Annotated in this window: 8 protein-coding genes; 6 read left to right on the forward strand and 2 right to left on the reverse strand. The window is 42.1% G+C overall.

What is annotated here, in order from left to right; genetic code table 11:
* Positions 1-155: 155 nt before the first annotated feature.
* Together RHEIN_RS03175 and RHEIN_RS03180 are read left to right on the forward strand one after the other, a co-directional pair.
* The gene (locus tag RHEIN_RS03175; protein WP_008897529.1) at positions 156-2,777 is read left to right on the forward strand and encodes an Ig domain-containing protein; all 2,622 of its coding nucleotides are present in this window, start codon (positions 156-158) and stop codon (positions 2,775-2,777) included.
* Positions 2,778-3,318: 541 nt separating this feature from the next.
* On the forward strand, positions 3,319-3,702 hold the full coding sequence (locus tag RHEIN_RS03180) for a hypothetical protein (protein ID WP_008897530.1): 384 nt from the start codon (positions 3,319-3,321) through the stop codon (positions 3,700-3,702).
* Between the two features lie 240 nt (positions 3,703-3,942).
* Here RHEIN_RS03180 and RHEIN_RS03185 read toward each other — a convergent pair whose 3' ends face one another.
* Both RHEIN_RS03185 and RHEIN_RS03190 read right to left on the reverse strand, forming a co-directional pair.
* Positions 3,943-4,185, reverse strand: coding sequence for an integrase core domain-containing protein (locus tag RHEIN_RS03185; protein WP_083826265.1), 243 nt, complete (start codon positions 4,183-4,185; stop codon positions 3,943-3,945).
* 370 nt (positions 4,186-4,555) lie between these two features.
* Complete coding sequence (locus RHEIN_RS03190; RefSeq protein WP_008897531.1) at positions 4,556-5,080, reverse strand: hypothetical protein; 525 nt, start codon at positions 5,078-5,080, stop codon at positions 4,556-4,558.
* A gap of 435 nt (positions 5,081-5,515) precedes the next feature.
* On the opposite strand from RHEIN_RS03190, the gene RHEIN_RS03195 reads away from it, so the two are divergent.
* From RHEIN_RS03195 to RHEIN_RS03210, 4 genes are all read left to right on the forward strand, one after another.
* Entirely contained in the window at positions 5,516-7,390 is a 1,875-nt protein-coding gene (locus RHEIN_RS03195; protein WP_008897532.1) for a putative bifunctional diguanylate cyclase/phosphodiesterase, read from the forward strand.
* Positions 7,391-7,695: 305 nt separating this feature from the next.
* Positions 7,696-8,946: an HlyD family secretion protein gene (locus tag RHEIN_RS03200; RefSeq protein ID WP_008897533.1), complete on the forward strand. Its 1,251-nt coding sequence runs from the start codon at positions 7,696-7,698 to the stop codon at positions 8,944-8,946.
* Positions 8,947-8,969: 23 nt separating this feature from the next.
* Entirely contained in the window at positions 8,970-10,139 is a 1,170-nt protein-coding gene (locus tag RHEIN_RS03205) for a JmjC domain-containing protein (RefSeq protein WP_008897534.1), read from the forward strand.
* Between the two features lie 884 nt (positions 10,140-11,023).
* Positions 11,024-11,383, forward strand: a complete 360-nt coding sequence (locus tag RHEIN_RS03210; protein ID WP_008897536.1) for a hypothetical protein — start codon at positions 11,024-11,026, stop codon at positions 11,381-11,383.
* Positions 11,384-12,219: the final 836 nt, after the last annotated feature.

The following is a 12,219-nucleotide window of genomic DNA, read 5'->3' on the forward strand; positions in this document are numbered from 1 at the left end:
TGTTTTTGTTGATGAAAACCGGCTTTAGAGCCGGTTTTTTGTCTGTGTTTTATAAAAGTCGACGTGATTTGAAGTTGAAACTAAGTCAATATATCGTTAACTTTACGCCACAGATATCTGTAAGTTAGCGGATTATCAAAATCAAAGAGGGTTTTATGTCGTTGTTGAGAAAGATCTGCCTGGTAGCTGGTCTGTTTTTTTTATTTATAGCGCAGTCTTTTGCAACTGAAATTCAACGACAAACTATATTCACCTCAGCTGATGTTGATGCTTATAGTTTAACTTCTTCCAATCATCTTTGGTTCCAGGCAAATAATAAGTTTATGGAGACAGAGTTTGTCAACGGGCAGTGGGTGAATCGTCGTTTCGTTGTGCCTGAAGGTAGTGAGCTTGAATCTAAGTTCATTTATGATTTTGCCGTCACGGATCAGCACCTTTGGATGATTGAGGCTGATAAGGTTACTGCGTTTGAGTTATCGGAATCCGCTCCTTTTATAAAAAATAAAGTCGAATTGCCATTAGCTTATGCTGTAGGTGAGCATGTGGACATGACTGTTGCGCTTGATAATTCTGGTGTCGTCAGTCATGGCAGAAATCAGTATGTGACTGCCGTATGGGTGTTTACTTTGGACAATGGCCAAATCAAGCAGCAAGAGCTGGAACCACCGAGTTGTCGTTCGCCAGGAGGCTTCCTTATGACCAGCCAATGGCTGGTGCTGGCGTGTGGCTCTTATGAAAATGTGGTTTACCGGAAAAATGGCCTTCATTATGAGTTATTTAAAACTATTTATGGCCAAGTCCTGCATCTGAATCCTGAGAACTCAGCTTTGATTGTTTACCATCCGGATCTGTCGAAAATTGTCACGTTAGCTTTGCCAAGCCTTAATGAAATTAGTTCAATTTCTTTAGTCACAGAGGTTTATCAGAGCTCGAGAGACTCTTTGTTTCTGGTAGATAAAGTTGAAAACCAGGACCCCACTGCAACCAGGCAGGTTATACGTCTCGACAATAATGGGCAGATTGTTGAACAGCTAAAATTTTCATCATTCGACAAAGCCTTGGGCTTAGCGAGCTATAAAAACTTTTCTGCTTTTTTACATAAAGTCGGAGACAGCATTTTTCTTGGGTTTGATGAATGGGTAAAGAACGAAGAGTCAGGCCTTTACGATTTTAGGGGTAATACCTGGCAACATAAGCTGGGGGTTTCTCATTCTGTGGCCGAATCTTTTCCAAAGGTGAATGCTGTAGTTTTTGGTGGTTTTACTAAACAAATTTGGTTAGGTGAGCCATCCGAAATGCCTGTTGTTCGCGGTTATGCTCAGTTAATAACTACAGAGTTTCAACAAGTAAATATTTCTGCAACTGCAAACCATGAATATAGTTGGTGGTTTGCAGGTATTCGTTACAATACCTTATATCTGGGGTTGTGGACTCCTGAACATCAATTCCGGCAGATAGAAGTGGCATATCCACATGGTTTCAGTTCCAGTATCTACGATATGTATTACTTCAAAGATCAAGATACCTTACTGATTCACACTCAGGACGGCATTTTCATGCAATGTTCCAATGTCAGCAATCTTGAAACATCGGGCTGTCAGCCAATACCTCTGCCGGAGAACATGCAATATAAGGTTGCCACTAAACATGGTCTGCTGGTTTATCAAAAAGCAGCTTCAGAATCAGCACTGACAGCTTCGATGTTTACTTTAACTTCGGCTGGCTTACAACAAAGCTGGAGCCTTTCTCTGAATGAGGAGCAATCTAAAGTAGTTCCTCATGTATATGTAGAGGAACATGATGTTGTGTTGGGGCGCAAAGCTCAAATTCGATTATCTGATGGTGCTGGTACTTTTGTTGATACTCCTTCTGGCCCGAGTTTTTACGGCAATTGTCTTTTTTTAGGGCAAACAGATATTTTATGCCCCAGCAATGCTTTTGAATTCTTCAGGTTTAATGAAAGTTTTACTATAGCTATGGCTATAAGACCTGGGCAGGATTCGTCATTAGTGAATTTAGGTGGTGCATTACGTCATGCAACTCAAAATGGTTATGTGTTGACGTCATCAAAGGATCAAATCGTATGGCATCGTCTGGATTTGCCACAAATTAACTTCACTAATAAGGATATTCTTGTCGATGCATTTCAGGATGAAAATATAATCTTAGATTTAAATAATCATCTGACATCTTTAAACGGATTAGTGGTCAATGCTGAAGAAACAGCGAATGCTCATTTGTTCAGTCTGCGTTTTTTGCAGCTAAAAACCGGTGATGCCAGTTGGCAACTGAATACATCAAATGATTTGGCTCTTTATAATCCAAAATTTAATCTGAATTTCACCTTTAGTAATGATCTGTGGAATATGAATCTGCCTTATGAATTTTCCCTGCATAATATTAACGATGCACCAAGAGTTAAACCGGGAGAACGCGTGAATGATCTCGATATTGGCGATACCTATATGTTGGATTTTTTTGAAGTATTTGAAGATATCGACAGGGATACGTTGAGTTTCCAGATGTCCACGCTACCTGCTGGTTTTATCCGTGAAGACACTCGGATTATGGCTACACCAACTTCGCCCGGACGTTACAGTTTTTCTATTACCGCTACAGACCCTTCCGGTTTATCTGTGAGTGCAACTTTTTCAGGAATGATTAAAGGTAAAGGAAGTAATGACTCAGGTGGCGGCTCTGTAGGCTATTGGGTTTTACTCTGTCTTTCGGTTTTGGTCTGGATAAGGCGTTCGACGGCAAGGTTCTGGACTCTGTAATAGAATTGCAGAAAAGTCGTCAAAAAAACTGATTCTACAGGCTGTTAAGCGAAGGATTTAAAGCCATCAGGGACCAGTCATTGCAAAAGTAATGTTCTTTTGTTTTTAGAGAAACCGACTTTTATGCCGGTTTTTTTAGTTTGAAAGCAAACAGCATTCCCTTGATCAAGGAAAAACCATCTGAATGGCAAGGGCGTCACTGAAGTGGTTAACGCAAACGGGGTCAAGTCTTGCCCCGTGCCCCAGATGCAATCTTGGCATATTGGAGCTCGTTAGCCGAGTCAAAAACTGATTGAGTTAAGATTTTCCCTTTAAGAGTATGAGTTTGATTTTCAATGTAAGACCATTAACTTAATACTGGAGCACAGAGCAAGACCTGACCCTGGTGTTGCTTTCAACTAGGGCAAGGTGCATATGTTAAGTACTCTAACGGTTTCGACCTGAAAAACTGGGGCGTTGTGGGATAGTACATTCGCGCTGTACATGCGAGAGAGCAATATATTCATGGGATTATATGTTCCAACTTTACAGGGAAAGAAGGATGCTGATTCGATATTTGTTGTTCTCTGTTGCTTTATTTTCATCAGCATTATGTTGCAGTGAAGATATTAACTCCATAATAGCTCTTGCAAATGATGATATTCGGGCTAAGAAATTTGCCGCAGCAGAGACAAAGCTAATAAATCTGATTGAGCAAAAAACTGTGCTAACAGTTAGTCAGGAAGTGAACGCTAAATACCGGCTTCTTGAATTAACTTTTATTACTAATGATTATTCTCGCACAGAACATTATGCTAGAGATTTACTATACATAATGCATAAGAATCCAGCATATGAGAAGCTCAGAAAGCGTTTAGTGTATAGGCTCTGCAGTAGCGAAGACTGGATGGAAACTAGAGCTTTATTTTCAGATATTTGCTTGTAGAAACGGTGTTGTCCCGTCCGAGTGTCCGGCAGGATTATTGAGGGGTTTGGCAACGCCATTTTGTTTGAAAGTTAAACAATCTGGCTTGGGTTTCTAACTAAAAATCTCTGAAAGAGATCAGAGTTTTTAGCACTCCTTAAAAAATATCTTCTTTTTAAGCAAACCGCTGCTATTCAGGTAGCCGTTGCCTCTATCCTGCGCGGACAGTGTTTTTTGTTTTGTTGCGCTCCTTTGCCGAATTTACTCTCTGGCATAAAACCCCTGCAGCACTCCATTCCAGAATTCGATATAGTTCCAGTTTTTGGTCTGAGGTATTGCTTTGCCATGCCAGATTTCATCTGGTGTCTGGCCCTTCAGGTTTTGGTGTGGACGGATGGCGTTATACCAAAACTGAAATTCAGCCAAACGTTGAGTGAGTTCATCGCCTTGAGCGATCAAGACTTGACCAATGTGCCTTTTTAATGTCCCGAATAGTCTTTCGATCCGTCCGTTTTATTCGCAATGTGCCATTGCTCACCCCCCGGACCATCGTCGCTGCGCTTCGATGTTCAAAATTGGAAAAGCAATTTTGTGCCAAGGACAACCTAATTCCGCGCATTGATGCTTGATACCTAAGAATTTCAAAGCCCAACTAAAAGTTCTGGAGGTAAACACGGCTTCGTTGTCAGTGCGTATCACCCGTGGTTTGCCATAGAGTTCAATGGCAGCACAAATGGCCCGAACTAAAGTGACGGATGCTTTATCGCGCAATCCCGATAAGCAAAGCGCTATACGGGAAAGGATGGCTCCGTTTTATTATTTGTGGTGTCAAATTGTATTGAACAACAAAAAACTGTGGTGAAAATTACTTAGACTATTTTGTTGTACTGAGTAAACGCCCTTTATTGTCGTAGTTATAGATGGTCTGACGGGTTAGATCGGCAGGATTATAAGCTGTACCGTCTGAATTAAAGGCAGAGAAGGAGAACACAGAATTTAAACCGCTAATAACAAATACAGAAAAAGGTTGATTCACCACATTCAAAGACACTTTATCAGGCTGCTCTGTATTGTTTGCTGAAACCACAAAAGGGTGGCCTTCTGTCAGCTGCAATGCTTTCCATTGTTCATAGGTGACAGGTTCAAGTCCCCAGCCTGTTGGCGTCTGGATAATTTTCAGGTAGCCATATTTTTTACTGACCATCAAAGGAATGTTTACTTCTGCGGCTATAAGCACAAAATCTTTGGGGGCCTCTAAATACAACTGACCATTTGGATCAGAGAAAGTGCGGAACTCAGTCAAACTCGGCTGCATTGCAGCACTGGCTGAGCTGCAAAACAAACAAAACATCACGACTTTGCATCTGTTGAGTATTTTTCGCTGAAGTTCACCTTGCATGAAATATCCCTATTGTGTTGCATTTGCTGAAACAGAAATGAGTACAACTGACTAAAGATAGTATTGTCTAAATATCCACAAGGTAAGTCCCTCTTTTACTGAATTTTTCCCTAAACAAACGCAGGGGTTAGGTTTAGCCTTTAACTGCAAAAACACAGGGTGGGATCCGTTACTGCTTTCTGCTTTTCAGTCACCTGGGTATAGACGTCGCCACTTTTTCTTTGTATTTGAACGCTAAAACACCGGACTTAGTGCCGGTGTTTTTATTCATGAAGCAAAGGTCTGAAACTATTTTCATAACAAATTAACCCAACTCTGACTGTATTAATTTGTTAGCAGTCTGGTATTCTTGACATCCAGCCTGGTATTGCAGGTTTTATCGTTTCTAGTGGGAAATGACAGCAGTATGCTGGCAATGCAGAGACAAGGCAGAATATGAAGCAGTGGACCTTATTTGAATTTTCAGCTGGCTCTGATATTACCGCTTTAACTGCTAAACAGTTAAAGCGACTGAAACAAATTGTCTGGATTTGTCTGCTTGCTGTGATCTGCGGCGCAGCTGCTTCCGGTCCTAAATCCACCACGGTTTTAATGGCGACAGCTATGGGCCTGGTTTGCATTTTAATTTTGCTGCAGCGGCGTAAAATCCGCTTTGCCATTGGGGCTTTGTTGTGGCTGCTGACGTTAATGATCTGCAGTTTGATTAGTATCAATGCGGGTATTTTTGATCTGATGCTGCTGGGTTATCCGCTGGTGCTGGCTTATGCGGCTATGTACAGTGGCCGGCGTTTTTATCTGCTGTTATTTGGTTTTATCCTGCTATTTTGTTCCTTTTTGGCCCTGGCAGCTCTGTATGACTGGCTTTCTTTTAGTCCTGCAGTGGCCACAGTAAATACTTTTATCACCTTAAATCTTCTGTTGTTGGTCAGTGGGGTAACCATGAGGCTGATAGCCCGGGATACCAAAGATGTGTTGCTGCAGTTAAAACAAGAAAACGAACGGGTGGTGAAATCCCAGCTGGAAATTCAGCGTTTGGCTCAGCACGACCCGCTGACAGGTCTGGTCAACAGAACTCAATGTGAACTGGGTTTTCAGCGTGCTGTGGCCGCCAGTGCACAGCAATCTGTGGCTTTGTTATTTATCGATTTAGATAATTTTAAGCCTATTAACGATGCCCTGGGTCATCAGGCGGGTGATGAAGTATTACAACAACTGGCGACGGTGCTGCAAAGCCAGTTGTCAGAGCAGGATGTACTGAGTCGTTTTGGTGGTGATGAGTTTGTGGTGATTATAAGCCAGTGGCAAAATCCGGCTGAGCTTGAGCAACGCATTCAAAACTTATTACACAGTTGTCAGCAGGAATTTGTAGTACAGCAGCATAAAGTTCAGTTGTCTGCTTCTATTGGGGTTACCAGAGCGCCGCAAGATGGCACTGATTTTCATCTGCTTTGCAAAAAAGCGGATACGGCTATGTATCAGGCAAAAAAAATGGGGCGTAACAGATTTTGCTGGTATCACTCTGACATGGAGCAGCAACAGCTGGATAAATTTAACCTGATGATGCGCTTACGTGTGGCGGTAAAGCAGCAGCTTTTTACTGTGGCCTACCAGCCGACCTATGATTTAAAAACCAATCAGATCAGTGGGGCAGAGGCCTTATTGCGTTGGTCTGATGCAGAATTGGGGGCTGTTCCACCAGACGTTTTTATACCTCTGGCAGAGGAAACCGGTTTAATTCAGGAGCTTGGGCTTTTTGTGCTGCAAAAAGCCTGTGCCCAGGTAAAGCTATGGCAAGAGTCAGGTTTTCTTTTAGGTATTGCGGTGAATATTTCCGCCATGCAGTTTAAGCAAGGTGATTTACCAGCAGTGGTGACACAAGTGCTGGCAGATACTGGTTTAGAGGCACATTGGCTGGAATTGGAATTGACTGAGTCTGTGCTGATTGATGATACGGCTTTAGTGAAACAACACATTGATCAGTTGTCTGCTTTGGGTGTGCGCTTTGCTATTGATGATTTTGGCACCGGCTATTCCAATCTGGGCTATTTAAGCCAGTTTAGTCTGAACAGTTTAAAAATAGACCGCTCTTTTGTGGCCCGTATTGGTCACAATAAAAAAGACTTAGCGCTGGTCAACGGCATCATTCAGCTGGCAAGCAGTTTAGGTTTACATACTGTGGCCGAAGGAGTGGAAGACACACAAAGCCTGATGTTGTTGCAGCAGGCGGGGTGCAGCTGTGCTCAGGGCTATTTATGGTCAAAAGCTGTATCACCGGAAGAATTTACATTGCACCTGAGGAAAACGACATAAATCTGCAGATAGTGGTCAAAACCAAAATTGCCTTTTCCTTTATCACCTGAAATCTCATTTGATGTCAGAACTTATCAACAGGCTGCTGCGACTGAGCCTGTAAGCAAGCAGATAGACATTGACGAACAATTACACTGATGTATGCGTATTGAACTGAAATCGATCAGTCTTTAGTCGCTCAGTGTGCCCGCCCATTAAATTCAGTTAATTACAGTTGTTTTTGATAGTGATTCTCAATATCATCCGCGCCGCCAAAAGTTACTGGTTTAGGAATAAACTGTTAATTAATTGATTTTGAGAGCCTGATGTCTGAAATGGATTTTTTTCGTACAGCTGCAGTAAAGCAGCAAGCCGCCAGATTGGATGGTGAAGTTATTATTGCTCAACCTATAAGCAGCAGTGTACTGACCCTTGTTTTTCTGCTGCTTGTCGTTGTAATCATCAGCTTTTTAAGTCAGAGCTCCTTTCATCGTAAAGAAACAGTGATTGGTTATTTAAAACCCGATACAGGTTTAGCCAAAATAGTTTCGCCCCGCCCGGGTGTGATCAGTCAACTCTATGTTGAAGATGGTCAACAAGTCAAAGCCGGACAACATCTGGCGTTGCTCCAAATGCAGGATAACTTAGCCGAAGGACAGAGTCTGACCGAAAGTCTGGCGTTGGCCCTGCAACAGCAAATTGAACTGGTGCACCTGAGAAAAAAACAATCGCTTGATCAGTATCAACAACAGCAAGCAGAGCTGAAAAATCGTCTGACTTTGAGTCAAAACTTACTCAAGGACATTGTGGTTCAGCAGCAATTAGTGCAACAACGGCTGAAGCTGCATCAGGCACGTTACCGGAATTATCAGAGTTTAAGCCTTCAGGGGGCGGTTTCTGCTAATGATCTGCAACAACAGCACGAACTGCATCTGACTATCCAGCAACAACTATCTGAACTGAACGCGAGTGAACAAAGCCAGCTGACACAGATTGCTCAGGTGAAAGGGCTATCAGAACGCTTACCCGCTGAACATCAACAGCAAATGGCATTGCTTGACAGCGATATATCACGGCTGAGCCAACAGCAAATTGAGTTGAACGCCCGGGGGCAGTTGTTGTTGACCGCTCCTGTCAGCGGCAGAGTCACCAACTTAATGGCCGAGATTGGCACCAGTGTTCAAGGTAGTTTCACCCTGTTAACCATTATGCCGCTGGATGCCAAACTGGAAGCCGTTTTGCTTGTCCCTACCAGAGCTTATGGGTTTATCCAGCCAGGACAACGTACCCGCTTACGTTTTGATGCCTTTCCTTATCAGCGATTTGGCTTGTATGAAGGGGAAGTCACCAAGACAGCTCAGACCATAGTGTTACCCCAGGAACTCGATATGCCTGTTGTGGTGCAGGAGCCTGTTTACAGAGTGTCTGTGACTCTGGATCAACAGCATATTCAGGCATTTGGCAATTCTGTCCAGTTGCAATCGGGTATGTCATTAAGTGCCGACATAGTGCTGGAGCAGCGTAGTTTATTAGCCTGGTTGCTGGAACCCATTTTTAGCCTGAAAGGGAAATTGTAATGAGCTGCTGCGTAGAGAGAAGCATGGATATTAACTTTAAAGTGTCGCCAGAAGAGTTCCTGAATTTATATCAGGAGAAAAAACCACTATTGATGAAGGGATGCCTGGCTCAGGATTTAATCAGTTGGCAGGACGTGAATCAGATCCTGACAGGTCGTGATGTCAACTCTGACGATTTTAAGTTATCGCTAAATGGCATTGTGCCCAAAAGCGAATATGTGGAGTCGTACATTGATGTAGGTACATTGAGGCACAGACTGAATAAATCCTCGTTATATAAGCTGTTGAGGCAAGGTGCCACACTGATAGATAACAAGATTGTTGGTGAACCTTTGTTTGATGATCTGGCAAAACAAATTGCCGCTTATTGTGGCCGTCAGACAGTGGTGAGCTCCTATGCGGCTTTTGGCGAAAAGGATTCATTCAGAAATCATTGGGATACGCGTGATGTGTTTGTACTCCAACTGATTGGTCGCAAGAAATGGACTGTGTACCCTCCCAGTTTTGAAAACCCTTTATTTATGCAACAGAGCAAAGATCTGGAGCAATCTTTTCCATGCTCTGACACTCCGTATATGGAGTTTATGCTTGAAGCCGGGGATATCTTTTATCTGCCAAGAGGCTGGTGGCATAACCCTATGCCAGTTGGCGAGGAAACATTCCATCTGGCCGTTGGTACATTCCCGCCTTTTGCGATCAATTATGTGGAATGGATTATGACTCAACTGCCAAATCTGCCTGCTGCACGGAAGTCGCTGGATAGTGGGGAGGATGATCTGGCCACTTTAAAAGAGCTCGCTGACCACATGTCGGCATTGCTGTTAAACCCTGAGAAGTATCAGGATTTTCTGAATCATTTTTATGCTTCACAACGCCTTCCGTCAGCACCGGCCATAGATATATTTGGCAACCCTGCTGTGAATACTATAGCGGATGATATGACACTAAGTCTAAATGCTAACAAAGCATATGGTCTGTCAGAGAACTATTTAATTGCCAATGGTATGAAACTCGACCTTGATGATGTTGGGCTGAACATAGTAACCATTATACATAGTTCGGGGTGCATCACTTTTGGTGAACTCAGAGAGAAGATATCAATGGAACATCAACTTGTTCTGAATGAAATTGTATGGAACTTGAGTAGGTTGGACATTGTAACAATAAAGAGAGGGATGTTACGCAAGAAATAAGTATGGACATGTTGAATTACGTGCAGTGTGCTGGAGCAAATAATAAGGTAACTTCCGCTGCCGGAAATAATACAGGTACAAACTATAGCTCATAAAATTCATCGGGAACAAATTACAACGACTCGGACGACGGTTTTGATAAATCAAAACACTGGACGTCCAATAATAATAACTTGTTCTCAACTGTTGTCAGATATGCGGGAATAGGTGCAATTGGAGGCGCTCTCGGTGGGCCAGGACCTGCTGCTGCCGGAGCACTTGTTGGTGCTTTAGTTGGTACGAGTGCATATTACGGCAACAACTGATAAGGCTCTCTGGCAGCTGTGTACTGGTGCATTCCTGTCATAGAAATACAGGAGTAAATGTAATGAAATCTGAGCGAGTTAAAAAATCCATTTTATATAGAGGGGTTCCCTTATTTATTTTTCTTCTAATATTAAGGACTCCTGATGCATTGTATTTCGATATTGATTCTTGGTTAATAGCGTTTTTCGCAGTACTGCTTACAGTGTTTTGCTATTTTTTTGATAAGAAGTTATGAGTTTATTTCCGTGTGGCGTGGCGTTATCTGCTGCGTTGTTGTGAACTATTTTGAAATGTATTATTGAAAAACGTTGTAATTTCCTGAATTATTTTCATGCTTCACAGTGCTGTCGATTGGTACCTGTAATCGATATGTTTGGCGCTCTGATGGTGAATGATGTGGCGATGAGTATTAATTCGAACAAAGTGCATTGTTTGAGTGAGTTTATATTATATCCATTGGGCTAAATTAAATTTGAATGATGTTGTATGGGTTTTTTATTTTTTAATGGAAGGAGGTGATTGGATTTAGCTGGCTGTTTTAATATTTATAATTTAGTAGACGTAAGGATATATTTAATATGCAAGAAATAAGTATGGAAATGCTAAGTCACGTGCAGTGTGCTGGCGCTAACAGTAAAAGTTCTTCAGCGAGTGGTAACAAGTCTGGTACAAATTATAACTCTGACGGCACTGGGTATAATGATGAATATCTCGTGAAAGGGCAAACGCTCTCTCCATTGGCGCAAGCAACAGTGACTGGGTTGGGGGCTGCTGCCGGCCTTATTCATCCAGCATTAGGTGTTGCCGGGGCCGCTGGATCTCAGTATTTCCTCGCAACCATAGCTCAGGATCGTTATATGTCTCCTGCTCCTGTCTATAATCAGAGCGATATAACAAATATTATTAATAGTGGACTGACCTCGGGCGGTCCATATTAATTTTTTTCTAAACTTTAATTGGGTGTACGTTGTGCACCCTCTTATCTTAATGTGAAATTATATGATGATTTATCGTTCTTTGTACGTTGTTTTAACTTTTTTTGCATCTTATTTTGTTTTTTATTTTGATTTAATACCTCAAGAAAACTGGGTGTTGAGATTTTTGTTTCTTACTCTATGGATAATTATTTATTTTTACTTTTTTGAAAAACGCATCTTAAGTAGGTTCAGGGGGGGAAGTAGGAAGCATAAGTAATTTTTGGTGTGAAATTTTATTTCATACAGAGTGATGAGCTTGGTGTTTTTTAATGTATGAATGTTTCAATTTAATAGCGGTAGAGCGTGAGGCTAACTTGTATTTTTTCCGGACTATTTGGCAATGACAAGAAATCGCTCTCAGTTGTTTACACGGAAGTTTGGTTAGGTCCAGGGTGAGAACGTGAGTGTTCCTTTTTTATTTATCTTGTTTGGCAATCGATCAGGCTGACCCGGAAGACAAGGCTAAACATGCAAATTACGCCCATAAAACACTCAAACAACGAGCTAAAGTTGTTCAAAAAGCGTTCGCGATATTTCCCTGCTGCCCTGTGCCCCTGAGTTTGAGTGACTTGAGTCAAAGGAGGGCAGGTCTCGCTTCGAGCATAGAGTTAGATGCGTTATGGCGTACTAACAGGGAAGATGAGACTGCCCTTACTTTCTGGGGCTATTGTGCTTTTGGATAATTTGTTTTGCAGTATTTTTATGGCGTAGGGGAATACCTGACCTTCAGTGTTCCAGTGGAATGAAAATAAATCTGAATGATGTTGGTCTGTACATACTAAATGTGGTTTGTGCAA

The sequence above is a fragment of the Rheinheimera sp. A13L genome (assembly GCF_000217935.1).
Taxonomy (GTDB): Bacteria; Pseudomonadota; Gammaproteobacteria; order Enterobacterales; family Alteromonadaceae; genus Pararheinheimera.

Bases quoted from the DNA above. Each gene is read 5' to 3' on its own strand.
- RHEIN_RS03175 (WP_008897529.1), top strand. From the start codon at position 156: ATGTCGTTGTTGAGAAAGATCTGCCTGGTAGCTGGTCTGTTTTTTTTA.
- RHEIN_RS03180 (WP_008897530.1), top strand. From the start codon at position 3,319: ATGCTGATTCGATATTTGTTGTTCTCTGTTGCTTTATTTTCATCAGCA.
- RHEIN_RS03190 (WP_008897531.1), bottom strand. From the start codon at position 5,080: ATGCAAGGTGAACTTCAGCGAAAAATACTCAACAGATGCAAAGTCGTG.
- RHEIN_RS03195 (WP_008897532.1), top strand. From the start codon at position 5,516: ATGAAGCAGTGGACCTTATTTGAATTTTCAGCTGGCTCTGATATTACC.
- RHEIN_RS03200 (WP_008897533.1), top strand. From the start codon at position 7,696: ATGTCTGAAATGGATTTTTTTCGTACAGCTGCAGTAAAGCAGCAAGCC.
- RHEIN_RS03205 (WP_008897534.1), top strand. From the start codon at position 8,970: ATGGATATTAACTTTAAAGTGTCGCCAGAAGAGTTCCTGAATTTATAT.
- RHEIN_RS03210 (WP_008897536.1), top strand. From the start codon at position 11,024: ATGCAAGAAATAAGTATGGAAATGCTAAGTCACGTGCAGTGTGCTGGC.